Source organism: Mesorhizobium bavaricum, assembly GCF_056781655.1.
The window spans coordinates 1,910,419-1,937,109 of record NZ_CM165566.1 but is presented as its reverse complement, the minus strand read 5'-3'; the positions used below and the strand labels follow the sequence as shown (position 1 = coordinate 1,937,109).

25 protein-coding genes and 1 tRNA gene are annotated in these 26,691 nt (G+C 63.8%); 19 read left to right on the top strand and 7 right to left on the bottom strand.

Features of this window, described 5'->3' with window-relative positions:
* The first annotated feature begins 6 nt into the window (after window positions 1-6).
* The 4 genes from secA (at window position 7) to AC1RZR_RS09460 (ending at window position 6,484) form a co-directional block, all read left to right on the top strand.
* Complete coding sequence (gene secA / locus AC1RZR_RS09475) at window positions 7-2,739, top strand: preprotein translocase subunit SecA (RefSeq protein ID WP_481828340.1); 2,733 nt, start codon at window positions 7-9, stop codon at window positions 2,737-2,739.
* Window positions 2,740-3,117: 378 nt separating this feature from the next.
* Complete coding sequence (locus AC1RZR_RS09470) at window positions 3,118-4,518, top strand: lipopolysaccharide biosynthesis protein (RefSeq protein ID WP_477269724.1); 1,401 nt, start codon at window positions 3,118-3,120, stop codon at window positions 4,516-4,518.
* Window positions 4,518-5,798, top strand: coding sequence for a GNAT family N-acetyltransferase (locus AC1RZR_RS09465; RefSeq protein ID WP_481828339.1), 1,281 nt, complete (start codon window positions 4,518-4,520; stop codon window positions 5,796-5,798). The genes AC1RZR_RS09470 and AC1RZR_RS09465 overlap by 1 nt, the downstream gene beginning before the upstream one ends.
* Before the next feature lie 296 nt (window positions 5,799-6,094).
* Window positions 6,095-6,484 carry a hypothetical protein gene (locus AC1RZR_RS09460; RefSeq protein ID WP_481828338.1) on the top strand — a complete coding sequence of 130 codons (390 nt, stop codon included), beginning with the start codon at window positions 6,095-6,097 and terminating at the stop codon, window positions 6,482-6,484.
* Window positions 6,485-6,595: 111 nt separating this feature from the next.
* Here AC1RZR_RS09460 and AC1RZR_RS09455 read toward each other — a convergent pair.
* Window positions 6,596-6,680 (bottom strand) — tRNA-Leu (locus AC1RZR_RS09455).
* 275 nt (window positions 6,681-6,955) lie between these two features.
* Between AC1RZR_RS09455 and AC1RZR_RS09450 the strand changes: the two genes are divergently transcribed.
* The gene (locus AC1RZR_RS09450) at window positions 6,956-7,543 is read left to right on the top strand and encodes a YqaA family protein (protein WP_481828337.1); all 588 of its coding nucleotides are present in this window, start codon (window positions 6,956-6,958) and stop codon (window positions 7,541-7,543) included.
* Between the two features lie 83 nt (window positions 7,544-7,626).
* Window positions 7,627-8,145 (top strand): disulfide bond formation protein B, encoded by a 519-nt coding sequence (locus AC1RZR_RS09445; RefSeq protein ID WP_481828336.1) that lies wholly within the window; start codon window positions 7,627-7,629, stop codon window positions 8,143-8,145.
* Between the two features lie 159 nt (window positions 8,146-8,304).
* On the opposite strand, the gene AC1RZR_RS09440 is transcribed toward AC1RZR_RS09445, so the two are convergent.
* Both AC1RZR_RS09440 and AC1RZR_RS09435 read right to left on the bottom strand, forming a co-directional pair.
* A complete protein-coding gene (locus AC1RZR_RS09440; protein WP_006328497.1) occupies window positions 8,305-8,862 on the bottom strand; it encodes an HNH endonuclease in 558 nt (185 codons plus the stop codon).
* Between the two features lie 128 nt (window positions 8,863-8,990).
* Window positions 8,991-9,632 (bottom strand): DNA-3-methyladenine glycosylase family protein, encoded by a 642-nt coding sequence (locus AC1RZR_RS09435; RefSeq protein ID WP_481828335.1) that lies wholly within the window; start codon window positions 9,630-9,632, stop codon window positions 8,991-8,993.
* A 74-nt stretch (window positions 9,633-9,706) separates the two neighbouring features.
* Between AC1RZR_RS09435 and gluQRS the strand changes: the two genes are divergently transcribed.
* Window positions 9,707-10,582, top strand: coding sequence for a tRNA glutamyl-Q(34) synthetase GluQRS (gene gluQRS / locus AC1RZR_RS09430; RefSeq protein ID WP_481828334.1), 876 nt, complete (start codon window positions 9,707-9,709; stop codon window positions 10,580-10,582).
* A gap of 150 nt (window positions 10,583-10,732) precedes the next feature.
* Window positions 10,733-11,656, top strand: a complete 924-nt coding sequence (locus AC1RZR_RS09425; RefSeq protein WP_481828333.1) for a DMT family transporter — start codon at window positions 10,733-10,735, stop codon at window positions 11,654-11,656.
* Here AC1RZR_RS09425 and AC1RZR_RS09420 read toward each other — a convergent pair.
* Window positions 11,619-12,470 (bottom strand): YihY/virulence factor BrkB family protein, encoded by an 852-nt coding sequence (locus tag AC1RZR_RS09420; RefSeq protein ID WP_477269708.1) that lies wholly within the window; start codon window positions 12,468-12,470, stop codon window positions 11,619-11,621. The two genes, AC1RZR_RS09425 and AC1RZR_RS09420, sit on opposite strands and share 38 nt — an antisense overlap.
* Window positions 12,471-12,528: 58 nt before the next feature.
* Here AC1RZR_RS09420 and AC1RZR_RS09415 point away from each other — a divergent pair, with 58 nt between their 5' ends.
* From AC1RZR_RS09415 to AC1RZR_RS09385, 7 genes are all read left to right on the top strand, one after another.
* Window positions 12,529-13,395 carry an SDR family oxidoreductase gene (locus AC1RZR_RS09415; RefSeq protein ID WP_481828332.1) on the top strand — a complete coding sequence of 289 codons (867 nt, stop codon included), beginning with the start codon at window positions 12,529-12,531 and terminating at the stop codon, window positions 13,393-13,395.
* A gap of 23 nt (window positions 13,396-13,418) precedes the next feature.
* Window positions 13,419-13,610, top strand: a complete 192-nt coding sequence (locus AC1RZR_RS09410) for a twin transmembrane helix small protein (protein ID WP_477269703.1) — start codon at window positions 13,419-13,421, stop codon at window positions 13,608-13,610.
* Between the two features lie 25 nt (window positions 13,611-13,635).
* Window positions 13,636-14,217 (top strand): cob(I)yrinic acid a,c-diamide adenosyltransferase, encoded by a 582-nt coding sequence (locus AC1RZR_RS09405; protein WP_477269701.1) that lies wholly within the window; start codon window positions 13,636-13,638, stop codon window positions 14,215-14,217.
* A gap of 32 nt (window positions 14,218-14,249) precedes the next feature.
* Window positions 14,250-15,053 carry a rhomboid family intramembrane serine protease gene (locus AC1RZR_RS09400; protein WP_477269699.1) on the top strand — a complete coding sequence of 268 codons (804 nt, stop codon included), beginning with the start codon at window positions 14,250-14,252 and terminating at the stop codon, window positions 15,051-15,053.
* A 180-nt stretch (window positions 15,054-15,233) separates the two neighbouring features.
* The gene (locus tag AC1RZR_RS09395; RefSeq protein ID WP_477269698.1) at window positions 15,234-15,983 is read left to right on the top strand and encodes an electron transfer flavoprotein subunit beta/FixA family protein; all 750 of its coding nucleotides are present in this window, start codon (window positions 15,234-15,236) and stop codon (window positions 15,981-15,983) included.
* 22 nt (window positions 15,984-16,005) lie between these two features.
* Window positions 16,006-16,935 carry an electron transfer flavoprotein subunit alpha/FixB family protein gene (locus AC1RZR_RS09390; protein WP_477269696.1) on the top strand — a complete coding sequence of 310 codons (930 nt, stop codon included), beginning with the start codon at window positions 16,006-16,008 and terminating at the stop codon, window positions 16,933-16,935.
* Between the two features lie 117 nt (window positions 16,936-17,052).
* Complete coding sequence (locus tag AC1RZR_RS09385; protein WP_481828331.1) at window positions 17,053-17,931, top strand: 3-hydroxybutyryl-CoA dehydrogenase; 879 nt, start codon at window positions 17,053-17,055, stop codon at window positions 17,929-17,931.
* Between the two features lie 25 nt (window positions 17,932-17,956).
* Here the strand turns inward: AC1RZR_RS09385 and AC1RZR_RS09380 are convergent, their stop codons facing one another.
* The 3 genes from AC1RZR_RS09380 to AC1RZR_RS09370 form a co-directional block, all read right to left on the bottom strand.
* Window positions 17,957-19,879: a PAS domain S-box protein gene (locus tag AC1RZR_RS09380; RefSeq protein ID WP_481829047.1), complete on the bottom strand. Its 1,923-nt coding sequence runs from the start codon at window positions 19,877-19,879 to the stop codon at window positions 17,957-17,959.
* Between the two features lie 217 nt (window positions 19,880-20,096).
* Window positions 20,097-20,735 carry an NrsF family protein gene (locus tag AC1RZR_RS09375; protein WP_481828330.1) on the bottom strand — a complete coding sequence of 213 codons (639 nt, stop codon included), beginning with the start codon at window positions 20,733-20,735 and terminating at the stop codon, window positions 20,097-20,099.
* Between the two features lies 1 nt (window position 20,736).
* A complete protein-coding gene (locus AC1RZR_RS09370) occupies window positions 20,737-21,288 on the bottom strand; it encodes a sigma-70 family RNA polymerase sigma factor (RefSeq protein WP_481829046.1) in 552 nt (183 codons plus the stop codon).
* Window positions 21,289-21,494: 206 nt separating this feature from the next.
* Here AC1RZR_RS09370 and AC1RZR_RS09365 point away from each other — a divergent pair, with 206 nt between their 5' ends.
* The 4 genes from AC1RZR_RS09365 to AC1RZR_RS09350 all read left to right on the top strand — a co-directional run bounded on the left by AC1RZR_RS09365 (window position 21,495) and on the right by AC1RZR_RS09350 (window position 26,688).
* Entirely contained in the window at window positions 21,495-22,502 is a 1,008-nt protein-coding gene (locus AC1RZR_RS09365; RefSeq protein ID WP_481828329.1) for an iron ABC transporter substrate-binding protein, read from the top strand.
* Window positions 22,503-22,676: 174 nt separating this feature from the next.
* Window positions 22,677-24,257: an ABC transporter permease gene (locus tag AC1RZR_RS09360; RefSeq protein ID WP_477269870.1), complete on the top strand. Its 1,581-nt coding sequence runs from the start codon at window positions 22,677-22,679 to the stop codon at window positions 24,255-24,257.
* On the top strand, window positions 24,254-25,336 hold the full coding sequence (locus AC1RZR_RS09355) for an ABC transporter ATP-binding protein (RefSeq protein WP_481828328.1): 1,083 nt from the start codon (window positions 24,254-24,256) through the stop codon (window positions 25,334-25,336). Before AC1RZR_RS09360 ends, AC1RZR_RS09355 begins: the two co-directional genes overlap by 4 nt.
* 323 nt (window positions 25,337-25,659) lie before the next feature.
* Entirely contained in the window at window positions 25,660-26,688 is a 1,029-nt protein-coding gene (locus tag AC1RZR_RS09350) for an ABC transporter substrate-binding protein (RefSeq protein WP_477269687.1), read from the top strand.
* Window positions 26,689-26,691: the final 3 nt, after the last annotated feature.

Genomic DNA, 26,691 nt, shown 5'->3' with positions numbered 1-26,691 from the left:
CATTGGATGGTCAGTCTCGGCGGTCTCGCCCGTAAGGTTTTCGGCTCCTCCAACGACCGTCGGGTCAAATCGACCCGGCCCCGTGTCGAGGCGATCAACGCCATGGAAAACGAGATGCGGGCGCTCTCCGACGAGGAGTTGGTCGGCCGCACCGCGAAATTCCGCCAGGACATCGCCAACGGCGCCACGCTCGACGACCTTCTGGTACCAGCCTTTGCCACAGCCCGCGAGGCGGCGCGCCGCGTGCTCGGCATGCGCCCCTTCGATGTCCAGCTGATCGGCGGCATGGTGTTGCACAATGGCGGCATCGCCGAGATGCGCACTGGTGAGGGCAAGACCCTGGTCGCGACGCTGCCGGTCTATCTCAACGCGCTCGCCGGCAACGGCGTCCACGTCGTCACCGTCAACGACTATCTCGCCACCCGCGACTCCGAATGGATGGGTCGCGTCTACAAGTTTCTCGGCCTCACGGTCGGCGTCATCGTCCACGGCCTGTCCGACGAGGAGCGCCACGCCGCCTACGCCGCCGATGTCACCTATGCCACCAACAACGAACTCGGCTTCGACTATCTGCGCGACAACATGAAGTACGAGCGCGCCCAGATGGTGCAGCGCGGTCACAATTACGCGATCGTCGACGAAGTCGATTCCATCCTAGTCGACGAGGCGCGCACGCCGCTGATCATTTCCGGTCCTCTCGAGGACCGCTCGGAAATGTACAACACCATCGACACCTTCATCATCCAGCTGCAGCCGCAGGATTACGAGATCGACGAGAAGCAGAAGACCTCGATCTTCACCGAGGAAGGCACCGAGAAGCTCGAGAACCTGCTGCGCGATGCCGACCTGCTCAAGGGCGAGTCGCTGTATGACGTCGAGAACGTCGCCATCGTCCACCATGTCAACAACGCGCTGAAGGCGCACCGGCTGTTCCAGAAGGACAAGGACTATATCGTCCGCAACGGCGAGATCGTCATCATCGACGAATTCACCGGCCGCATGATGCCGGGCCGCCGCTATTCGGAAGGCCTGCACCAGGCGCTCGAGGCCAAGGAGCATGTCGCGATCCAGCCGGAGAACCAGACGCTCGCCTCCGTCACCTTCCAGAACTATTTCCGCCTCTACAAGAAGCTTTCCGGCATGACCGGCACGGCGCTGACCGAGGCCGAGGAATTCGGCAACATCTACAATCTCGACGTCACCGAGATCCCGACCAATTTGCCGGTCATCCGCAAGGATGAGGACGACGAGGTCTACCGGACGGTCGAGGAGAAATACAAGGCGATCGTCAGGGAGATCCGCGAAGCCAGCGCCAAGGGCCAGCCGACGCTGGTCGGCACGACCTCGATCGAGAAATCCGAACAGCTGGCCGACCGCCTGCGCAAGGAAGGTTTCACCGATTTCGAGGTGCTGAACGCCCGCCACCACGAACGCGAGGCGGCGATCGTCGCCCAGGCCGGCAAGCCGGGCGCCATCACCATCGCCACCAACATGGCCGGCCGCGGCACCGACATCAAGCTCGGCGGCAATGCCGAGATGCGCATCGCCGACGAGCTTGGCGACATGCCGGACGGACCCGAGCGCGAGGCACGGGAAAAAGAGATCAACGCCGACGTCGAGCGTCTGAAGGAAAAGGCGTTGGCCGCCGGCGGACTCTACGTGCTCGCCACCGAACGCCACGAATCGCGCCGCATCGACAACCAGCTCAGAGGCCGTTCAGGCCGCCAGGGCGATCCCGGCCGCTCGAAATTCTTCCTGTCGCTGCAGGACGACCTGATGCGCATCTTCGGCTCCGAGCGCATGGACGGCATGCTGCAGAAGCTCGGCCTCAAGGAAGACGAGGCGATCATCCATCCGTGGATCAACAAGGCGCTGGAAAAGGCGCAGAAGAAGGTCGAGGCGCGCAACTTCGACATTCGCAAGAACCTGCTGAAATATGACGACGTCTCCAACGACCAGCGCAAGGTGGTGTTCGAGCAGCGCATCGAGCTGATGGATGGCGAGGGCCTGACCGAGATCATTGCCGAGATGCGCGAGGGCGTCATCGACGAGATCGTCGCCAAGGCCATCCCCGAAAACGCCTATGCCGAGCAGTGGGATGTTGCCGGGCTGAAGGCCGAGGTCGCCGAATTCCTCAATCTCGACCTGCCGGTCGACGACTGGGCCAAGGAAGAGGGCATCGCCGAGGACGACATCCGCGAGCGCATCACGCAGGCCGCCGACGCCGCCGCCAAGGAGCGTTCCGAGCGCTTCGGCCCCGAGGTGATGACCTATGTCGAGCGCTCGGTGGTGCTGCAGACGCTCGACCATCTGTGGCGCGAGCACATCGTCAATCTCGACCATCTGCGTTCGGTCGTCGGCTTCCGCGGCTACGCCCAGCGCGATCCACTGCAGGAATACAAGGGCGAGGCGTTCGAGCTGTTCCAGGCAATGCTGGGCAATCTGCGCCAGGCCGTCACCGCGCAGCTGATGCGCGTCGAACTGGTCCGCCAGGCCGCCGAAGCCCCGCCGCCCGAAGCGCCCGACATGTTCGGCACCCATATCGACGGCACCACCGGCGAGAATGATTTCGAAGGTGGCGAGACGGCGCTGCTGGTCCGCCCGGAGACGACCGCGATCGTCGCTCCCGAGGACCGCGACCCCAACAACCCGGCTAGCTGGGGCAAGATCGGCCGCAACGAGGCCTGCCCCTGCGGCTCCGGCAAGAAATACAAGCACTGCCACGGCGCATTCGCGTAAGTGCGCTCTCTTCCTCCTCCCCGTTCACGGGGAGAAGGTGGTCCGCAGGGCCGGATGAGGGGCGGCGCCGGCTCTCCTGATTGACCGACCTCGCCACTTGGTCCGCTAAGGCGCGCTGCCCCCCGGACCGGGGCCCCGTTGCCTCCGGCAACTCCCCGGCTTTCGCTCGCCATTCGTCATGCCACCGGCATGACGAATGGGCGTGCCGCGCACCGGCGGCTTGCCGGCCCTCCGCTACGGCTCCGGGCGTTCGTCGCTCGAAAAGCCAAATCGTTGGCTTTTCGTCCGCTGCGCGGACCGCTCCTCACCCAACCGTTTCTTAATGTGTTTTCGCTACACCAAAGCCTGAAAAGAAGCGGAAAACGGAGAGTAATCGGGGTGCGCTTTTCCGCGGCCACGACAGCCGGGCGGTTCTTGCCGCAGCGTTTGGCGCTGCGCATGAGACCGTTGCTTGGCCTCATCGACGCCGTGCTGTTCACCGCCGACGAGCGCGGCGAAGCCGGCCGCATGTCGGTCATCGCCTTCTCCATCCGCATCGTCAGCGCCGTCATCGCCTTCGTCAGCCAGGTGCTGATGGCGCGCTGGATGGGCTCGTTCGAATACGGCATCTTCGTCCTCGTCTGGGTGACGATGGTCATCGTCGGCAACCTCGCCTGCCTCGGCTTCCACACCTCTGTGATCCGCTTCATTCCCGAATACCGCGAACGCAACATGCTGGCCGAACTGCGCGGCATCGTGCTGGCCAGCCGGCTGTTCGTGCTGATCGCCTCCACGCTCATCGCCGGGCTCGGTGCACTCGGCGTCTGGCTGGCCGCGCCGTGGATCGAGAACTACTACGTGATACCGTTCATCCTCGGCGTCATCTGCCTGCCGATGATTGCCATGTCCGACCTTTTGTCCGGACTGGCACGCGCCAACAGCTGGGCGCTGTTTGCCCTGTCGCCGACCTATCTGGTGCGGCCGGTGCTGATCCTGCTGTTCATGGCGCTGATGCTGCTGGCCGGCTACGCGCCCGATGCGAGGACCGCGATCTTCGCCTCGATCGCCGCCACCTATGTCACCACGCTCGGTCAGCTCATCGGTGTCACCCAGCGCATGGAAAAGCAGATCCCGGCCGGGCCGATCAAGGTGCATTTCGCGCAGTGGTTCATCGTGTCGCTGCCGATCTTCCTGGTCGAAAGCTTCTTCTTCCTGCTCACCAATGCCGACGTGCTGATGGTCGGCGCCTATATGGATCCCAACGACGTCGCCGTCTATTTCGCCACCGTGAAGACGCTCGCGCTGGTGCATTTCGTCTATTTCGCCGTCAAGGCCGGCGTTGCCCAGCGCTATGCGCAGTTCACCCATGGCGAGCCGCACAGGCTCGCCGCCTTCGCCCGCGAGACGGTGTCGTGGACGTTCTGGCCGTCGCTGCTGATGGCGTTGCTGGTGCTGGCGCTGGGCGAACCGATGCTGGTGCTGTTCGGCCCTGAATTCAGCAGTGGCTATCCGCTGCTGTTCCTGCTCGTCTTCGGCGTCGTGGCCCGCGCCGCCGTCGGTCCGTGCGAGAGCCTGCTGACGATGAGCGGCAACCAGAACATCTGCGCCGCCGTCTACGCCATGACGCTGGCCTTCAACATCGGCCTCAACGTGGTGCTGATCCCGCTCTTCGGCCTGTGGGGCGCGGCGATGGCCACCGCCTTCGCGATGATCTTCGAAGCCTGCGCGCTGTCCTTCACGGTCTGGCGCAAGCTCGGCATCGTCATGCTGATCTTCGTGCCCGCCAAAGGAGCCGCGTGATGGCCGCCATCCCGTTGCTCGAGGAAACCAGCGGCGGCACGGCCGGCGCCATGGTGTCAGGCCTCGCCGGGCTGACCCGCGACGCGGACCCCGCCCATATCGAAATCCTCGCCAACAACCGGCCCGAGCGCAAACTCGCCATCTACCCGGCATCGGCCGGCTTCGACCTGGTCGAGGAACTGGATTATCTCTGCACCCGCACGATCGAGCCGAACGTGTTCTTCAACCCGCGTTTCCTGGCGCCGGCCATGCCCCGGCTGGAGGATCGCGAGGTGCGGCTGGCGGTGATCCGCGACGGCGACGAATACCGCAACCGGCTGCGGCTTTTGGTGCCGTTCTCGGTGGAGCGGCCGGGGATACCGCTCGGCGTGCCGGTCATGCGCACCTGGTCGAGCCCGTTTGGTCCGCTCGGCACGCCGCTGGTCGACCGCGACGACCCGGTCGGCGTCGTCGAGGATTTCTTCTCGATGCTGTCGCGCCCGCACCTCAAGCTGCCGAGAGTCTTCGTCCTGCCCGACATCCGGCTCGATGGCCCGCTGGCGAGCCTGCTTGCCACCGTGGCCGAGACGCGCGGCCTGATGCTGGTCACCACCGGCCAGACCCAGCGCCCGGCGCTGGACAGCGAAGCTGACGGGGACGAGTATCTGAAGGCCTCGCTGCGCTCGCACCATTACCGCGAGTTCCGCCGCCTGAAGCGGCGCCTCGGCGACCTCGGCAAACTCGAGCATGACGTGGCGCGCGGGCCTGAAGACATCCGCCATGCGATCGAGAGCTTCCTGACGCTGGAAGCGGCCGGCTGGAAAGGCCGCGAGCGCACCGCCATGGCGATCGACCGCTACCGCGCCGCCTTCGCCCGCGAAGCCGTGCACCGGCTGGCCGAACAGGACATGTGCCGCATCCATTCGCTGACGCTCGACGGCCGCACGATCGCCTGTCTGATCGTCTTCGTCGAAGCCGGCGTCGCCTACACGTGGAAGACGGCCTATGACGAGACGCTGGCCGCCTATTCGCCGGGCACGCTGCTGATGATCGAGGTGACCAGGCAGCATCTCGACGATCCCAACATCATGATGACCGATTCCTGCGCCATGCCCGACCATCCGGTGATGAGCCGCCTATGGACCGAGCGCAAGCCGATGGGCACACTGGTGATCGGGCTGACGCCGGACGCCGACCGCCTTACCCGCCAGGCCGCCTCGCAGCTGCACCTCTACCGCGAAACCCGCAACATGGCCCGCCTGCTGCGCCTGCGGATGAAGAGCTTGCTGGGGCGGCGGTAAGGGCCGGAGCGCCCTCGCCAAGGCTTCCGCGATCACACCATAGGCTAACGCCATCACTCAGTTCACAATATAACTACAAGTGGTCGATTCCTTAGGGATGTAGCCGCTCCAAAGGCCCGCCGCAGGTCGCTCCCGTGGCGGGCTTTTCATCGATCAGGGATAAGGGTTTCCGGCTCGGAGAGCCAAGCACCGTTTTTGCCTCGCGTACTCAGACCCCCGAAACCGCACCGGCCATTCCCCTTGATGAAAGCCTCGCCCGCGCACATTTCTGCCGTCTGCTGTCCTGAATCGGAAACGTGGCCAGCGAACGGTCCACGCTTGTCGACGGCAAAGCCGGCATCGTCGAAACCAACGAGATGGTTGTGCTGTGGAAAGTGTATCGTTTTACACAATTTCCAATTGCTGGACTCGCGCGATGCGTCGGTAGTTTAATTTTGCATCGAGCTAAGGAGTGGAAGGGTTGCAACTGGGAGGAAGCAGACATGGATTTGGAATTCGACATCCGCCATCCATCTGACGATCAGCCATACGAAATTACCTCTTTCGCCAAAAAGTACGGCCTAACGATCCCAATTGCGGACGCCGTGCTTTTCGCCAAAGGACCGTCGCGGACGGCATGCGACGCTGCCGCATTGGCTTTCCTCTGCGCCATTGCCGCACAAGCCAAGAAACCGAGGGCGCAATAGGCCAGCCAGCGGTCCACGCTGATTTCAAGGGAATCCACCGCTTGGGGGGTTGAAGAAATTGGGGCAAAGACAGGCGAAAAACTGAACAAACTCAGTGCCTGAAAAATGGGATGGTGCCCCTAGCCGGAATCGAACCAGCACTCCTTGCGGAACTCGATTTTGAGTCGAGCGCGTCTACCAATTCCGCCATAGGGGCTCAGGCCGGGAGGCCTGGATGGGCGCGGACTATACGGTCGGAGGCCTGTTCGTCAACTGGCCAATTGTCGACGGCCCGGATGCGACCAAACTTCACCTTTCGATTTCGCGACGGCGCTGCCATTGTGCAGCGCGGAAAATCTTTCTAGACAGGCGGCGCATCAAAGCGCGGCGCGTCTGACAGAATGGATGGCGCGCGCTTTGGGTCTTTGTCTTGCAGATGCCACTGTCCCGAAACCGCTGCGCACTTTTGGGCGACACGCATTAGGAGTGCCGATGCTTCGCGGATTGTACGAATGGACCTTGTCGCTGGCGGCAAGGAAATCCGCCGAATGGTGGCTGGCCTTCATCGCTTTCGTCGAAAGCTCGGTGTTTCTGGTACCGGCCGACGTGCTCTATCTGCCCATGGCGCTGTCGCGGCCGGATCGCGCCTACCGCTATGCGCTGATCGCCACCGCCGCCTCGGTGCTGGGCGGCATCGCCGGCTGGTTCATCGGCCACTACGCCTATGACGCGGTGGCGAGGCCGATTCTCGAATTCTACGGCAAGTATGACGAGTTCGAGGCACTGCGCGCAGGCGCGGGCGTCGGCTTCATCATCCTCATGCTAATCACCTCCGGCGCTGCCCATCTGCCGCCGATCAAGGTGGTGACCATCCTGTCAGGCGTCATCGGCGTCAATTTGCTGCTGTTCATCGTGCTGGCGATCGTAGCGCGCGGCGGCCGTTTTCTGTTCCTGGCATGGCTGTTGCGCCGCTATGGCGAGCCGATCCGCGAGTTCATCGAAAAGCGCCTTGGCCTGATCGCCAGCGCTGCGGCGGCTGCCCTGATTTTGCTCTATATCCTCGTCAAATACGCGTTCTAGTCCCTGTCGTCCAAAAGTGCCCAGCGGTTTTGGCACAACGACAAGGACAAAGGGCCGGCGGCGAACTCAACGGACGAAAACCCATGACAGCGACCATGAATGCCGACACCGGACGCCAGCGGACGCGCACGGCCCTGTTTCTCGCCGTCGCCATGGCGGCCACCGTCGGCTCGGCGCTCGGCTTCCAGTATCTCGGCGGCTACATCCCCTGCCACCTCTGTCTTGAGCAGCGCACGCCCTACTATATCGGCGTGCCGCTGATGCTGCTGGCGGTGATTGCATCCACGCTGCACGCACCGGCATGGCTGACGCGCGGCCTGCTGGCCGCCGGCGGTCTGCTGATGCTCTATGGCCTCTATCTCGGCGTCTATCACTCCGGCGTCGAATGGCAGTGGTGGGCCGGCCCGACCGATTGCACCGCGGGTGCCGGGCCGGTCGACACCGGCGGCAAGGGCGTGCTCGACGCTCTCGACAAATTCGTGCCGCCGTCCTGCGACAAGGCGGCGCTGCGCATCCTCGGCCTGTCGCTGGCCGGCTGGAACGCCATCGCCAGCCTCGTCCTGGCCGCCGTCGCCTTCCGTGGCGCTCTCACCCGCGACTGAGCCACCGTTTGCGCCGACGCGAGATCGTTCAAGAATTCGGCAGGCTGAGTCGGATGGAGTGATTGTCGAGAACCGAAGCGGAGCGGACATCTGGTCCGTGAGCATCGGAAGCGCAGACAATTGCTCCAGACGGCCAGCCTCCCGAATTCTCGGTCGATCTCAAGGTTCGAGTTCGACATCCCAGTACAGATAATCCATCCAGCTTTCATGCAGATGGTTGGGCGGGAACAGGCGGCCGTTGTTGTGCAAGTCGTGCACAGTCGGTTGGAAAGGTTTCTGCAGCGGCCACATCTTGGCATGCGCCGGCATCATGCCGCCCTTCCTGAGGTTGCAGGGCGAACAGGCGGCAACGACATTCTCCCACGTCGTCGCGCCACCGCGATGGCGGGGGATGACGTGATCGAAGGTCAGATCCTCCGGCGTGCCGCAATACTGGCACTGGAAGCGGTCGCGCAGGAAGACGTTGAAGCGGGTGAAGGCCGGATGCCTGGACGGCTTCACATAGGCCTTCAGGCTGACGACGCTCGGCAGCTTCATCGAGAACGTCGGCGAGGACACCGCGTGCTCGTATTCGGCGACGATGTTCACCCGGTCGAGGAACACCGCCTTGATGGCGTCCTGCCAGGACCAGAGCGACAAGGGGTAATAGCTGAGCGGACGGTAATCCGCATTCAGCACCAGCGCTGGAAGCCCATCCGGAGATACGGCAACCGTCACCTCGTTTACCTCCTAGTTCTCGAACCGATCGGCGCGGATACTGTAAGCCCGACATGACAGGGATGTGAAGCGGATTGTCGCGTCGCTGAAACGCCAAAAAAGCATGATTTTTATGCTTTTTTGCGAATTCAGGCTGGTGGCGCGGCGTCGCGCCCCCGGGTTTCGCGATAATAGGACCAGAAAAGCCGCGATGCGACACCTCGCCACGGGCTCCATGATTCGGCCAATGCGATCAGAATTTTCTCCGGCGGACGCGGCTCAATGCCGAGCGCGTGGCCGACCGCGCTCTGCAAGGCGACATCGCGGGCCGGAAAAATATCGGGGTGGCCGGCGGCAAACAAAAGATACACTTCCGCCGTCCACGGGCCGATCCCGGCCACCGCCGTCATCGCCGCAATCGCCTCCTGGGCATCGAGCGAACAGAGGTGATGGAGGTCGAGGCCGTCGGACACCGCCTGGGCAATGGCAATGAGCCCACGCTGCTTCGGCCGCGACAGGCCGGCCTCGCGAAACATGTCTTCGCCGGAGGTGAGGATCGCCTGCGGCGTCAGCGGATCGACCAATTTGGTCAGCCGGCCGAAGATCGCGTCGGCGCTGGCGCGGGACACTTGCTGCGAGACGATGATCGAGGCCAGGCTTCGAAACCCCGGCTCGGAGAGACGCAGCGGCACCTCGCCGGCCATGCCGCGCACCTTCTCCAGGCGCGGGTCGATCACGCAAAGAGCATCGAGCCCCCGGGCAATGTCGTCTGATGTGGCGATACGTTGCATGCTTTTCTTGTTCCTTGACCCTCGACAAGGTAGCAATTGGCGCAGCGTCGCAAAACAGGATTGCCGCCTGAGAGATGACACTCCTGACATTCCGCTTCGCCCCCAGCCCCAATGGCGACCTGCATCTCGGCCACGCCTATTCGGCGCTTCTCAATCAGAAATTGGCTGACGCCACCGGCGGCCGCCTGCTGCTACGCATCGAGGATATCGACACGACGCGCTGCACGCCGCAATTCGAGGCCGGCGTGTTTGCCGATCTGAAATGGCTGGGACTTGGCTGGGAACAACCGGTGCGCCGCCAGTCCGAGCACTTTGCCGAGTATCAGGCGGTGCTCGAGCGGCTGATCGAGGAAGAGCTCGTCTATCCCGCCTTCATGAGCCGTGGCGAGATCCGGGCCTTCATCACCGACAGCGAAGAGCGCGGACGCGACTGGCCGCGCGACCCCGACGGCGTGCCGCTTTACCCCGCCGCCGACAAGTCGCTGGCGGTGAAGGAACGCAAGCGGAGGATCGCCGAGAATGCGCCTTTCGCCTGGCGGCTGGATATCGATGCCGCCAGGGCGCGTGTCGGCAAGGATCTGTCATGGGCCGAATTCGTCGATGAGACGTTCCTTGCGACGCGCGCCGTCGAAGCCCGTCCGCAGGATTGGGGCGACGTGATCGTGGCGCGCCGCGATATCCCGACCAGCTACCACCTCGCCGTCGTCATCGACGATGCGCTGCAAGGCGCCAGCCATATCGTGCGCGGCCAGGATCTGTTTTCCGCCACCGGCGTCCAGCGCCTGCTGCAGGACCTCCTCGGACTGCCGCAGCCGGCCTATTTCCATCATCGCCTCATCCTTGGGCCGGACGGACGAAAGCTGTCGAAGAGCCTCGGCGACACCGGCCTTGCCGTCTTGCGCAATTCCGGCGGATCGCCGGACGACGTCAGGCGGATGGTCGGGCTATGACCCCGGCGGGGTCAGGGAAACCGCATGCCGAATTCGCCATGCGTTGAATTCCGGTGATGCATGGATCAATCGTTTCGTTTTGCGCGCCGGCTTGAACCGCATTAGAGCATCGCCACGGTCAATTCTCTCAAGCGCGGCGGTCTCCCGAACATGCACGGCATCAAGCGGTTCATTCCCGCCACCTTCGTCGTCCTGTGGGCGACCGGCTTCATCGGCGCGCGCTACGCCATGCCATGGGCGGAGCCGTTTACCTTTCTTGCCGCGCGTTTCGTCCTGGCCGCCATCCTTCTCGCCGTCCTGATGCTCGTGCTGGGTTCGAAAAGAGCCACCCGCACTGAAGCGCTGCACGCCACCGGCGCCGGCATCCTGATGCATGGCGTCTATCTCGGCGCCGTCTTCTGGGCCATCCACCGCGGCATGCCGGCCGGCTTTTCAGCGCTGATCGTCGGCCTGCAGCCGCTGATCACCGCCGTGCTTGCCGGCAAGTTTCTCGGCGAGGCGATCTTGCCGCGCCACTGGGCCGGCCTTGGCATCGGTCTCATTGGCATCGTCATCGTGCTGTGGCCGAAGCTCGGAGCGCTCGGCGGCGGCGTGACGGCGGCGACGCTGACCGCGTCGCTGGTCTCGGTGCTCGGCATGAGCGCCGGCACCATCTGGCAGAAGCGTTTCGCTTCCGGCGGCGACCTCGTCGCGGCGACCATGTGGCAATATGTCGGCGGCGCCGCTTTGATGATCCTCGCCGCGCTCGCCTTCGAGACGCATATGGTCGTCATCAACGGCGAGCTGATCTTCGCCATGGCCTGGCTGGTGCTGGTGCTGTCGCTCGGCGCCATCTTCCTGCTAATGGTGATGATCCGTGACGGCGAGATGTCGAAAGTGGCCTCGCTGTTCTACCTGGTGCCCGCGGTGACGGCCGTCATCGCCTGGGCCTTGTTCGACGAGCAACTCAATGCGCTGCAGATTGTCGGCATGGCGATAACGACATTCGGCGTTGGCCTGGCAACGGCTCGGTCGACCAAATCTCAGCCGACCAATCTCAACCGACCCGTGCGCGTGCCTCCAGGTAACGGCTGATCGCGGCATTGAGCTCGCCGCCGAGGATGAAGATCGCCGAGACCATGTAGAGGAAGACCACCGCGATCATGATCGAGGCCAGGCCGGCATAGGTCGTCACATAAGACGAGAAGTGATCGAGATAGGTGGCGAAGATGGTCGAACCGATAAGCCATGCCGCCAGCGTGAAGATGATGCCCGGCACCAGTGAGACGAAGCGGCGCTTGCCCGCCGGCAGCCAGAAATGCACGGCAAACAATCCGCCGACGATGACCGCCGAAGCGATGACATAACGCCATAGCGTGATCGTGCCCATATAGGGCTTGATCCCTTCGATATGGGCTTCGGCCAGCCGCGCCAGCAGCGGCGCGAACACCAGGAGCACGCTGATCGCCAGGAAACCGGCCGTCGCGATCAGCACGAAGATGATGCTCTGCACCCGGCGGTAGACGATGCCGCGCGTCTCCGAGACGCGATAGGCGCGGTTGAGCGAGGTGCGCAGCGCCTCGATGCCATTCGAGGCAAAGTAGGCGGCAAGCAGCACGCCGTAGGTCAACAGGTCGGTACGCCTGACGGTCAGCACATTGAGCACTTCGCGCGCGATCGGCTTGGCGATCTGTTCGGGCCAGGTGTCGAAGACCAGATGCACGGCCGTGTCGGCAAAGGCCTGGGCGCCGAGGAAGCTCGCCAGCGTCGTGGCGAAGATCAGGAAAGGAAACAGCGCCATCAGCGACGTGATCGCCAGATGGCTGGCCATCGCCCAACCGTCATCGGTGTTGAAATGGCCAAGTGCGTCGTAGAGCACGCGGCGCAGGGCGACAATATTCCGCAGCAAGAACCCGCGCTCCCTTCGATTGTCTCGACGCCGCGAATATGGGAAGGGAATGCGGCAAATGGCAACCCTTCGTCAAACCATGAATTCTCCAGCGGAAGAGTTGCGCTCGATCATCGTCACCGGCGCATCTTCGGGAATAGGCGCCTATTGTGCGCGAGCGTTGAAGGCCGAAGGCTGGCGGGTGTTCGCGACGGCGCGAAAACCCGCCGACATCGCCGCACTCGAGGCTGACGGCATCGAGGCTTTCTACCTCGACTATAGCGAACCAGACTCCATCGCCGCCCTGGTGACGGAAGTACTCGACCGCACCGGCGGCCGGCTCGACGCCTTGTTCAACAATGGCGCTTACGCTCAACCCGGCGCCGTCGAGGATCTGCCGGTGGCAGCGCTCAAGGCGCAGTTCGAGGCGAATTTCTTTGGCTGGCATGATCTCACCCGCCGGCTGGTACCGGTGATGCGCCGCCAGGGCCATGGCCGCATCGTCCACTGCTCGTCGATCCTTGGTCTCGCGCCGGTGCGCTTTCGCGGCGCCTATTCAGCCTCGAAACACGCGCTGGAAGGCCTGATGCTGTGCCTGCATCAGGAACTCAGGGGCAGCGGCATCCATGTCTCGCTGATCGAGCCGGGGCCGGTAACGTCGAAAATCGCCAGCAATGCGCTTCCCTGGTTCCTGAAGAACATCGATCACGAGAACTCGGTCCACCGCCTCGACTATCAGGCGCAACTGGAAAGGCTGCGGGCCGGCGGCAGCCAATCGCGGCTGAAACCTGGCCCGGAAGTGGTTCATGCGGCGCTTCGCCATGCACTTCTGTCGCGGCGCCCGCGCCCGCACTATGTGGTAACAGTGCCGGCCAGGATCGGTGCGGTGCTCAAACGCATCCTGCCCGCATCGATGCTCTACCGCTTCCTTGCCAAACGCGCCTGAACGAACCGAACTGGGAACACACCATGGCAACCGTCTTCAACATCCTCGCCGTTCTGGTCATGGTCGCCGTGGTGATCGTGCTCGTTCGCGGTCTCGTCAACATGATGCGTGGTGGTTCCGGCGTCACCTCGAACAAGCTGATGCAGGCGCGTGTCCTGCTGCAGGCCGTGGCGCTGGTGCTGATCCTGCTGGCGGTGTATTTCACCCGCAAGTGAGGATATCGGCGGCTGGGGAGGCGACGTGGTCAAGCTCAACAAGATCTACACCCGCACCGGCGATGATGGCACCACGGGTCTCGGCACCGGCGAACGGCGGCTGAAATCCGATCTGCGGGTCGACGCCTATGGCACGGTCGACGAAGCCAATGCCTGCATCGGCATCGCCCGGGTCCACACCGCAGCCACCCACCCGGCGATCGACGCCATGCTTTCCCGCATCCAGAACGATCTCTTCGACCTCGGCGCCGACCTCGCCGTGCCCGATGACGGCAAACCGCTCGGCTATGAGCCACTCCGCATCATCGCCACCCAGACCGACCGGATCGAAAAGGATATCGACCTGCTCAACAAGGACCTTCAGCCGCTCAGATCCTTCGTGCTGAACGGCGGCACGCCGGCGGCGGCCGCCCTGCATCTCGCCCGCACCGTGGCGCGGCGGGCCGAACGGCTGATGGTGGCCCTGGCCCAGGACCCGAGCGAACACGTCAACCGCGACGGGCTGAAATACATCAACCGGGTCTCGGATTTCCTGTTTGTCGCCGCCCGGGCGGTCAATGACAACGGAAATGCCGACGTGCTATGGGTTCCCGGCAAGAACCGCTGAACTGTCCGAAAGCGCGAGGGGGCCAGGGACCGATGTTCATCCCGCTTTACGACACCAACAGGCTGCGGCACATCCGCCTGCAATATGTGACGATCGGGCTGATCGTGGTCAACGCCCTGGTCTACTGCGCCACCACGCTCGGCGGCGAGAACTTCACCAATGCCGCCGTGCTCGGCCTCGGCTTCATCCCGGCCGTCGTCCATGACACCGCCGAGCTCGATCCTCGCTTTGTCGTCGTTCCCGAAAGCCTGAGCTACCTCACCTACTCCTTCCTGCATGCCGACATCTTCCACCTCGGCGGCAACATGCTGTTCCTGTGGGTGTTCGGTGACAATGTCGAGGACGCCCTCGGCCACGTCCGCTACCTCATCTTCTACCTGTTGTGCGCGGTCGCCGGAGCCGCCTTCCAGGGCCTCGTCGCCTGGGATTCGCAGGTGCCGCTGATCGGCGCCTCCGGCGCCATCGCCGGCGTGGTCGTCGCCTATCTGATTCTCTATCCCAGGGTAAAAGTGTGGGTGCTCGCCTTTGCCCGCATCCCGCTGCGCATTCCGGCCTTCATTCCGCTCATCCTGTGGGTGCTGTTCCAGGTGGTGATGTTTGCCGCCGGCGGCGAAGACCAGATTTCCTGGGCCTGCCACATTGGCGGCATCATTGCCGGCGCCGTACTGGTGCTCGTCTTGCGCAGCCGCGGCGTGCCGCTGTTTGCCGGCGCTGACGACGATGCTGCCGTTGCCGCTCCTCCCGAACAGCCGCCCGTTGCCGCCGACACGGTTACGCCCGACCCATCCGCCGCGCCGCCGCGCTGGGGGCGAGGAACCGCTTCCAGTTCCGACTGAACCGATTTGAGCGGCTTGCGGCGTATTGACGTGCAGGGTCGTCGCAACTACGGAAACGTCTCCGTCGCAGCCCAAGGCGGTCAAAGACCAGAATTTCCATCCGGAATGTCGGCTTTCGACAACTCAGAAAGGGCGCAGGCTGTTATAGCGCGCCTAATTATCTTGAAGAGGTGACAGGCAATGAAGATCCTTGTGCCCGTAAAGCGGGTTGTGGATGCGAACGTCAAGGTTCGCGTGAAGGCTGATGGTTCGGCGGTGGAACTCGCCAACGTCAAGATGGCGATGAACCCGTTCGACGAGATCGCGGTTGAGGAGGCGATCCGGCTGAAGGAGGCCGGCAAGGCCGAAGAGATCATCGTCGTTTCGATCGGCCCGCAGCAGGCGCAGGAAACCTTGCGCACCGCGCTTGCCATGGGCGCCGACCGCGCCATCCTGGTCAAGACCGACGAACAGACCGAGCCGCTCGGCGTCGCCAAGGTGCTGAAGGGCGTCGTCGACGCCGAACAGCCCGGCCTCGTCATCCTCGGCAAGCAGGCAATCGACGACGACTCCAACCAGACCGGCCAGATGCTGGCTGCATTGCTGGGCTGGGCCCAGGGCACCTTCGCCTCCAAGGTGGTGATCGACGGTGACAAGGCCAAGGTGACGCGCGAAGTCGACGGCGGCCTGCAGACGGTGGAACTGAAGATGCCGGCGATCGTGACCGCCGACCTTCGCCTCAATCAGCCGCGCTATGCCTCTCTGCCCAACATCATGAAGGCCAAGAAGAAGCAGCTCGACGAGAAGACCCCGGCCGACTACGGCGCCGACGTCAAGCCGCGGCTGAAAGTGCTCAAGACCGAGGAGCCGAGCGGCCGCAAGGCAGGCGTCAAGGTCAAGAGCGTCGCCGAACTGGTCGACAAGCTCAAGAACGAAGCCGGCGTTTTGTAAGCGATCGGGAAAGGAACAAGAAATGGCTATTCTTCTGATTGCTGAACACGACAACGCGACGCTTTCCGACCAGACCGCCAAGGCGCTTTCCGCGGCCCTGCAGATCGGTTCGGACGTGCATGTACTGGTTGCCGGCAAGGGCGCCAAGGGTGCAGCCGACGCCGCCGCCAAGCTCAAGGGCGTGAGCAAGGTGCTGCTGGCCGAGGCCGACGAGCTTGCCGAGCGCCTCGCCGAACCGACGGCGGCACTCGTTGTGTCGCTGGCGGGCGCCTATGACACAATCATCGCGCCGGCGACTTCGTCGGGCAAGAATGTCGCGCCGCGCGTCGCAGCGCTCCTCGATGTCGCGCAGGTGTCCGAAATCATCGAGATCGTGTCGCCCGATACGTTCAAGCGCCCGATCTATGCCGGCAACGCCATCCAGACGGTGCAGTCGACCGATGCCAAGAAGGTGATAACCGTGCGCACCGCCTCCTTCCAGGCGGCGCCCGAGGGCGGTTCGGCCGCGGTCGAAACCGTGAAGGCGGCCGCCAATCCCGGCCTGTCCACTTTCGTCGAGAACAAGCTCTCCGACACCGATCGTCCGGAACTGACCTCGGCCAAGATCATCATCTCGGGTGGCCGTGCACTGGGTTCGGCGGAAAAATTCCAGGAGGTCATCCTGCCGGTCGCCGACAAGCTCGGTGCCGCCGTCGGCGCCTCGCGCGCCGCCGTCGATGCCGGCTATGCCCCCAACGACTGGCAGGTTGGCCAGACTGGCAAGGTCGTGGCTCCCGATCTCTACATCGCGGTGGGCATCTCCGGCGCCATCCAGCACCTTGCCGGCATGAAGGATTCGAAGGTCATTGTCGCCATCAACAAGGACGAGGAGGCACCGATTTTCCAGGTCGCCGACTACGGTCTCGTCGGCGATCTCTTCGTCATTTTGCCGGAGCTGCAGAAGGCACTTTGACGCTTTCTGCCAAAGCGTATTAAATAGTGAGGGGCGGGGTAGACGAAGTCGCCCCGCCCTTTTAGTTTGCACCGCACAAAAAGCAGGCCGCAAAGGCCTTTTGACGGGATCGGTGTAATGAGCAAGATCGAGACGATCGGCATCATCGGCGCGGGCCAGATGGGCGGCGGCATCGCCCATGTCTCCGCGCTTTCGGGCTACAAGGTGCTGATCTACGACATATCGCCCGACCGCATCGAGAAGGGCATCGCCACCATCAGCGGCAACATGGCCCGTCAGGTGGGATCCGGCAAGCTCGACGAGAAGGTGCGCAACGAGGCGATGTCGCGCATCGCTTCCGCGCCGACGATGGCCGATCTTGCCGGCGCCGATCTGGTGATCGAGGCGGCGACCGAGGACGAGACGGTCAAGCGCAAGATCTACGCCCAGCTCTGTCCGCAGCTCAATCCCGAAGCGATCCTGGCGACCAACACCTCGTCGATCTCGATCACGCGGCTTGCCGCGCAGACCGACCGGCCGGAGCGGTTCATCGGCATCCATTTCATGAACCCGGTGCCGCTGATGAAGCTCGTCGAGCTGGTGCGCGGCATCGCCACCGAGGACCAGACCTTCGAGGCGGCAAAGACCTATGTGAAGCAGCTCGACAAGACGATCACGGTTTCCGAGGATTTTCCGGCCTTCATCGTCAACCGCATTCTGCTGCCGATGATCAACGAGGCGATCTACACGCTCTATGAGGGTGTCGGCTCGGTCGATGCCATCGACACCGCCATGCGGCTCGGCGCCAACCATCCGATGGGGCCGCTGCAGCTGGCCGACTTCATCGGCCTCGACACCTGCCTGTCGATCATGCAGGTCCTGCATGAGGGCCTGTCGGACTCGAAATATCGCCCCTGCCCGCTGCTGGTCAAATATGTCGAGGCTGGCTGGCTCGGCCGCAAGACCGGACGCGGTTTCTACGACTATCGCGGCGAGCACCCCGTTCCGACACGCTAGTCAGGTTTGGGGCTGATCGACCGGATCAGGATGCCGCCGCAAGCGGCGTCTCGGTCCCGCCGCTTGAACGGTTGTCGTCCGGTGCCACACAAACGCATCCGCGGCCGGCCGCCTTGGCCGCATAGCAGGCGGCGTCGGCCCTCGCGATGATCTCGTCGACTTCGCCGCAATTGGCGCCGACCGCAGCCAGCCCGATGCTGGCGCCGATCACGTGAGGACGCCCATCCCAGGCGAAGTCCAGGCCGCCGATCGCATCGATGATGGAGCGCGCCGCGATCTTGGCGCCGGCTGCCGAACCCGATTTCAGAATCACCGCGAATTCATCGCCGCCCAGACGCGCGACCATGTCTTCAGGACCAAGGACGCCGCGCACCGCCTCGGCAACCCGCTTGAGCAAGGCATCCCCTGCTGCGTGGCCGCCGGTGTCGTTGACCAGTTTGAAATGGTCGAGGTCGATGAACATGAACTGATGTCCGCTGCCCTTGCCCGAGGTGCCGTCCTTGCGCGCCTGGTCGAGCAGTGCCTCCATAGCGCGGATGAAGCTCGAGCGATTGGCAAGGCCGGTCAGCGCATCATGCGCGGCGGCATGGGCGAGCTGGCGCTGCAGCGCGCGCGCATCCGTAAAGTCCTGGAAAACGATGACCAGCCCGCAGAATTCGTTCCGATCGTTGATGATCGGCGACACCACCTGACGGATGCTGCAGCGCGTATCGTCGCGCCGGATGAGAACCGCGCGGCTGTTCTGGTCGGCGGGCGCCTGGCCGCCGACCGTGGGCCGGGTCACGCCGATCCGGTGTCCCGTCTCCTCGTCGACCGCCCAGTAGACATGGCCAAGCATCTTGCCGAGAGCGTCGCCGCCGGCCACCCCGGTCAGCTTTTCGGCGACCGGGTTCATGAAGGTGATGCGGTTTGCGGCATCGGTGCAGATGACCGCATCGCCGATCGACTGCAGCGTCACCCTCAGCCGCTCCTTCTCATCGGCCAGCATTGCCGCCGACACTGTGAGGCGTGCTTCGGTCTCCTTGCGCCGGGTGATGTCGGTCAGGCTGCCGATGGCCCTGACCAGCCGCCCCTCCTCGTCACGCTCGATGGCCTTGCCGCGGTCGAGGAACCACATCCAGTGGCCATCCTTGTGGCGCATCCTGAATTCGGCTTCGAAGTAGGGCGTATTGCAGTCGAGATGGGCGCGGTCCGCCTCGGCGACGGTCTCGCGATCGTCGGGATGGATCATCGTCAGCCAGTGGTCGGGGTCGCCGTCGAGTTCGCCGTCCGCATAGCCCAGCATCTTGACCCAGGTCGAGGAATAGGTCGTGCCACCCTTGCGCATGTCGAGGTCCCAGACGCCTTGACCGGCGCCGGCCAGCGCGAAATTCCAGCGCGTTTCCGCTTCGGCAATGCGCACCTCGGCCTGCTTGCGCGCGTCGATGTTCTCGATCTGCGAGACGAGATAGAGCGGATGGCCGCTGTTTTCGTCACGAATCACGGAACCGGCGAGATGGGCCCAGATCGGGGTGCCGTCCTTCCTGAGGTAGCGCTTCTCGAAGTGGAAGGAATTGACCGTGCCCGCTTTCAGAGCGCCCATCGTTTCCAGGCCGATCTGGACATCGTCGGGATGCGTGATCTGGAAGAAGGTCAGCGCCTCGACCTCTTCCCGGCTGTAGCCAAGCATGGCGGCGAAGGCCGGATTGGTCTCGAGAATGCGCCCGTCGAGGCCGACAACGACGATACCGATCGCCGAATCCTCCATGGCGCGGCGGAAGCGTTGTTCGCTCTCCGCGATCTGCCGGCGATCCTCGCTGACCCGGCGGTTGAACAGGACGGCGAGGAACAATGCACCCACCGCCACCCCCACCGCGACCTGCAGGCAGAGTTTCAGCGCCTCGGTGCCGAGATCCAGGTGCGACAGCAGGATCGAGGCCGTCACGACGCAGAGGCCGGCCACGAGCACCGCCAACCCTGCGTACCCAAGAGATTTTCGGCCGGTCAAGCCTTGCCACATCACGATACGTGCCACCCCCGTGCGCAAACGCATGTTGTCGCGACAACCTTGGCGGATCGATTTTAAGGAATGGTTGCGTCCGGCATGCCCGAGCCATCGCTAACCGACAAACAATTGCCGGCATGATTAAGGATCGGTGTGCATGGGGCGGCGAGTGCGGCGGGCGCTACCAGCGCACGAAAAACCGCCCACCGAGCGCGCCAAGCATCGCGAGAACCGCGATTGCTATCGTGTACCAGGTGGCGACGAAAAGCGGCGAATCGTCGATGCAGTGCGCGGCATAAAAGGTCGCCGCCAGCCCGCCGGCTAGCAGGCCCGCGATCGCGCCGGCAAGCACCGGCCGTGTCGGTGCGCCATAGCGCAGCATCCACAGGAAGATGGCAAGCGGCCCGATGCCGATCAGCGGAATGAAGCCCATGCAGATCATCATGTTGGAGCCGACCATCCGTGTGCCCCAGTCGGCCTCGGGCACGGCTAACAGCTCAAGAACCACGGCGACGGCTACCAACAGCGGCGCGGCGATCATCCCAGCCATTGCCTGGCCTGTCGGGGCACCGGGTGTCGACAAGGCGCGGATCAGGGCAAAGGCGCTGACCGCAAGCACGATTGTGAAGACGAATTTGGAGAGGAAGCGCATCGTGTGCGCGGCGGCCATGAAGTCCGGGCGCGGGCCGATCGTCAGCAGGAAAACGATGGCCGCGATGACAACAGCCGCACCGGCGGCCATCCACCAGACCGATTGCAGCGGCATCGCCTTGCTGCGGGCATCGGCGTCCAGCGCCTTGATGAGATCGTCCGTCCTCATGTCATTCCCGCCCGAAGCGCCCCTGCCCGAATCGCTTGGCTATGGCGGCGAGCCCCCGATGCAGCGACACACGCACCGCCGTCTCGCTGATGCCGAACTTTGCCGCCGTCTCGCCGATCGACCGCCCTTCCACCGACACGGCCGAGACCACGGAACGCTGTGCCGGCGACAGGCCGTCCAATGCCCGGTTGATGTCGCGTTCGCTGATGGTCTCCGTTTCCGGCTCGGCGAATGTCTCCGCGATGTCGTCGACATCGATCTCGATGCGCCGTCCGCGCCGCCGGAACGCGTCGATCAGCTTGAAGCGGGCGATCGCATAGACCCACGGCAGCACCGGCGCATCCTGGCGCCAGGTATGTCGTTTCACATGAACGGCCAGCAAGGTTTCCTGCACGACATCCTCGGGATCGACCCCGCCCTGCACGATCTTGCGCCTGACAAAACCGCGAACCAGCGCGGCAATCCGGTGCAGAAAGTCGGCGTAGGCTCTTTCATCTCCCGCGATCGCGGCCCGCATCAGCCGGGAAAGCTCGGCCTCATCCTTGCCGGTCACAAGAGTTACTCCCCCGATTTTCGCGTCTCGGCGCTGATTTGTTACGTGGCCGGCGAAATAATGTCCAAGCCAAATTACCGGCAAATCACGAAAGTTTGCGTCCCGGCGGTTGATCAAAATCGGCAAGACAATGTTGACTATCCCTGTCAGGTATCGATAGGTGCAGCCGTGACAGACGCAAGACCCCCGAGATCGAGGACAATGCCATGAAATACGCTCTTTCCACCCTCGTCGGCGCCACCGCGCTGGCAATCAGCCTGATCGCCGGCCCGGCGATGGCGGAAGATGATGGCATCATTGTCTACAACGCTCAGCATGAAAACCTGACCAAGGCGTGGGCCGAAGGCTTCACCAAGGAAACCGGCATCAAGGTCACTGTCCGCAATGGCGGCGACAGCGACTTCTCCAACCAGATCGTCGCCGAAGGCGCTGCCTCGCCGGCCGACGTGTTCCTGACCGAAAACTCGCCGGCCATGGTGCTGGTCGAAAGCGCCGGCCTGTTCGCTCCGGTCGACGCCGACACGCTGGGGCAAGTTCCCAACGACTATCAGCCAGCCAGCGGCAAATGGGTCGGCGTCGCCGCACGCAGCACCGTCTTTGCCTACAACAAGACCAAGTTGACGGCCGACCAGCTGCCCAAGTCGATGCTCGATCTCGCCGATCCGAGCTGGAAGGGCCGTTGGGCCGCCTCGCCGTCCGGCGCCGATTTCCAGGCCATCGTCAGCGCGCTGCTGCAGCTCAAGGGTGAGGCCGCCACGGCGGACTGGCTGAAGGCGATGAAGACGAATTTCACCGCCTACAAGGGCAACAGCACGGTGATGAAGGCGGTCAATGCCGGCGAGATCGAAGGCGGCGTGATCTACCACTATTACTATTTCGGCGATCAGGCCAAGACCGGCGAAAACAGCGGGAATGTCGAACTGCACTACTTCAAGAACCAGGATCCGGGCGCGTTCGTTTCGATCTCCGGCGGTGGCGTGCTGGCCTCCAGCAAGCATCCTAAGGAAGCCCAGGCGTTCCTGAAGTGGGTGACCGGCAAGGGCGGCCAGGAGGTCTTGAAGGCCGGCGATTCCTTCGAATACGCGGTCGGCAAGGGTGCCGAGTCAAATCCGAAGCTCGTGCCGCTCGCCGATCTGCAGGCGCCGAAGGTCGATGCCACGACGCTGAACTCCAAGAAGGTCACCGACCTGATGACCGCAGCCGGCTTGCTTTAGTTGCCATTCGTCCTAAAAGGACAACCGACCACGCTCCCGCGGGAACTCACTTTCCGCGGGAGTGATTTTGTTTTTCGAGATGGCATTCGTCGATGACGACACGCTGTGTTCCCGACCGCAATTGCGGTCCTTCAATTGCTGCCGCTGGACGGCCACGGCACGGCGTCTGATCTGATGCAGTCTGCGGTCGATCTCGCGCGCTCGGGCCTGCCTGTGGGCACAGGCCGAAGGGCTCGGCGACGCGCGGCACCCTGGCTGGTTGTCGCCGCCATCTTCGTTTCGCTGCTGGCGCTGCTGCCGCTTGCCTTCATCATCTGGATCGCGGTGCAGACCGGCTGGGAAACCGTCGCGGCGCTGGTCTTTCGGCCGCGTGTCGGCGAGCTTCTGGTCAACACTGTCTTGCTGGTCTTGCTGGCCGTGCCGATTGCCATTGTGCTGTCGGTCACGTTGGCCTGGCTGACCGAGCGCAGCGACCTACCTGGCGCCAGGCTCTGGGCCTGGCTGTGCGTGGCGCCGCTCGCCATCCCGGCTTTCGTGCACAGCTATGCCTGGATCACCATGGTGCCCAGGCTGCACGGCCTGTGGGCCGGCGTGCTGGTTTCCGTCATCGCCTATTTCCCGTTCCTCTATCTGCCGGTGTCGGCGGCATTGCGCCGTCTCGATCCCGCCCTCGAGGACGCCGCGGCAGCACTCGGCCTTGGGCCCTGGCGCGTGTTCTGGCGCGTCGTGCTGCCGCAATTGCGGCTTGCCATCTGCGGCGGCTCGCTGCTGGTCGGGCTGCATCTGCTGGCCGAATATGGCCTCTATGTCTTCATTCGCTTCGACACCTTCACTACGGCGATCGTCGATCAGTTCCAGTCGACCTTCAACGGGCCGGCGGCCAACATGCTGGCCGGCGTGCTGGTGAGCTGCTGTTTCGTGCTTCTGGGCCTCGAAGTGCTCGTGCGCGGCGAGGAGCGCTATGCCCGTGTCGGCTCCGGCGCCGCACGGTACCAGCAGCGTGCGAGCCTCGGACGCGCCACCATTCCATGCCTGCTCTTGTTCGTCGCCACCACGCTGCTGGCGCTTGGCGTGCCTTTCGTCACCATCGGCGGCTGGCTCGCCGCCGGCGGCACCGCTGTCTGGCGGTTCGACGAGATCGGCCTGGCGCTCGGCCAGACGCTGTTCCTGGCGATTGCCGGCGCCCTGCTCGCCACTGTCGCCGCCATGCCGATGGCCTGGATCTCGATCCGCGCGCCCGGACCCTTGCAGCGCCTGCTGGAGGGCTGCAACTACATCGTCGGCTCGTTGCCGGGGGTCGTCATCGCGCTGGCGCTGGTCACCATCACCGTGCGCATCGCCTTGCCCCTCTATCAGACCCTCTTCACCATCCTGGTGGCTTATGCGCTGATGTTCCTGCCTCGCGCGCTGGTCAGCCTGCGCGCATCGATCGCGCAGGCGCCGGTCGAACTCGAACGCGCTGCCTCCAGCCTCGGGCGACCGCCGCTGCAGGCGCTGTGGTCGACGACGATCCGCCTGTCGGCGCCCGGTGCCGCAGCCGGCATGGCGCTGGTGGCGCTCGGCATCATGAACGAACTGACCGCCACCCAGATGCTGGCGCCGAACGGCACCCGCACCCTGGCGATGGCGTTCTGGTCCTACAGCGGCGAGATTGATTATGCCTCGGCGGCACCTTACGCCTTCATCATGGTGGCGATGTCGCTACCCCTGACCTGGCTGCTCTATGTCCAGTCGAAACGGATGGCCGGACGATGAGCTTTCTCGAAATCAGCGGCCTGCACAAGCATTACGGCCCAGTGGCCGCACTTGCCGGCGTCGATCTGAACGTCACCAGCGGCAGCCGCACGGCGATCGTCGGCCCGTCCGGTTGCGGCAAGACGACCTTGCTGCGGCTGATCGCCGGGTTCGAGGCTCCGGACCAGGGCCGCATCGCGCTCGACGGCGCAGTGCTGGCCATGGACGGCAGTGCGGTGCCTGCACATCGTCGCGGCATCGGCGTGGTGGCGCAGGACGGCGCCCTGTTCCCGCATCTGACCATCGGCGACAATATCGGTTTCGGCATGGGCCGCGGCGAGGACAAGCGCTCCGAGCGCATCGTCGAACTCGCCTACATTGTCGGGCTCGACAAGGCGATCCTCAAACGCCGCCCGCACGAGCTCTCCGGCGGCCAGCAGCAGCGCGTGGCGCTGGCCCGCGCCATGGCGATGAAGCCACGGCTGATGCTTCTGGACGAGCCGTTCTCGGCCTTGGATACCGGCCTGCGCGCATCGATGCGCAAGGCCGTGGCCGAGCTTCTGGAGGCGGCTGGCATCACCACCATCCTGGTGACGCACGACCAGGCCGAAGCGCTGTCCTTCGCCAGCCAGGTCGCGGTGATGCGCGACGGCAAGTTCTCGCAGGTGGGCACGCCGCGCGACCTCTATCTCAAGCCGAAGGACAGGATGATCGCGGAGTTCCTCGGCGACGCCATCATCCTGCCGGCAAAGATATCCGATGGTTTCGCAAACTCGCCGCTTGGCCGCATCGCCGTCGACACAAATGAGCGACGCGATGTTGCCCGCATCATGTTGCGGCCCGAGCAGATTGCCCTGAAGAGAACATCGCGCGAAGGCATGTCGGGCACCCCTGACATGCTGTTCGGCGAAGTGACGGAATCGGAATTCGCCGGCGCGATGTGCACGATCGCGGTGCGGCTTCTGAACAGCGCCGATCCGCCCGACGCGGCCGCGATCGGCAACACGCCGCTGGTCCTGCGCAAATCCGGCATGGACGCGCCGGCGGTCGGCGAGATCGTCCGGCTGACCGTATCGGGAAAGGCGCATGTGTTCGCCTGAACGGTCATGAACGACGCGACCGCGTCCTTGTGTTCAGGCGCGGCGGCTGTCCCGTGCAATGATCTCGCCCGTCTATTGCGTGGCCCGTTGGTTGACTGTCGAGTCAATGGCGGCTTGCAGTTTTTTTAACAGCCGGTGTCCGTGCAAAGGTACAGACCCCGGGGCAGCGCCACGCGGGGAAGGGATACCGCATGACAACAACCAGTCAAATGCATCAAATTCGCCAGGCCTTTGGGAACAAAATTCCCGAGCGACCTTACAACTTGTATTTTGCGCCTATCTAGGTTTCATAAGTCGGCAAATAACTTAGGGAGGTATTCAAAATGACAAGAAGGGCAATTCTTGGCGCCGGCATCCTTGCCGCCGGAATGTGGGCCGTGTCGTCATCGGCGTCCGCTGAAAGCCTGACTATGTATTGCGGCGTTGACGAGGTCTGGTGCCAGCAGACGGCGCGGGCCTTCGAGGAAAAGACCGGCATTACCGTGGATATGACCCGCAAGAGCGCTGGCGAAATCTATGCGCAGCTACGCGCCGAGGCCGCCAATCCCAAGGGTGACATTTGGTGGGGCGGCACCGGCGACCCGCATCTGCAGGCGGCCGAAGAGGGCCTGACCGAGGAGTACAAGTCTCCCCTGCTCGACCAGTTGCAGCCCTGGGCGATCAAGCAGGCGGAAACATCCGGCCACCGAACGGTCGGCATATATTCCGGCGCGCTGGGCTTCGGCTATAACAAGGATCTGCTGGCAAAGAACAATCTGCCCGAGCCGAAATGCTGGGCCGATCTGATCAAGCCGGAGTACAAGGGGCAGATCCAGGTCGCCAACCCGAATTCCTCAGGGACCGCCTACAACATGCTTGCCACGATCGTGCAGCTGTTCGGCGAGGAGAAGGGTTTCGAGTACATGAAAGCCCTGCACAAGAACGTCAACCAGTACACCAAGTCGGGTTCGGCGCCGATCAAGGCCGCCGGGCTTGGCGAGACCACGATCGGCATCGTCTTCATCCACGACGCCGTGTCGCAGGTCGTTGCCGGCTTCCCGATCGTTCCGGTCACCCCTTGCGAGGGAACCGGCTACGAGATCGGCTCGGAATCGATCATCAAAGGCGCCCGCAACATCGAAGCCGCGAAAAAATTCTACGACTGGGCGCTCGAGGCCGACGTCCAGTCTACGGCGCAGGACGCGGGGTCGTTCCAGGTTCCGTCGAACAAGGCGGCAAAGACCTCCGACAAGGCGCCTGACCTAGCTGCCATAAAACTGATCGACTACGACTTCAAAAAGTATGGATCGAGCGAAGAGCGCAAGCGCCTGCTGAAAAAGTGGGACGAAGAGGTCGCATCGCTGCCGCAATAGCAG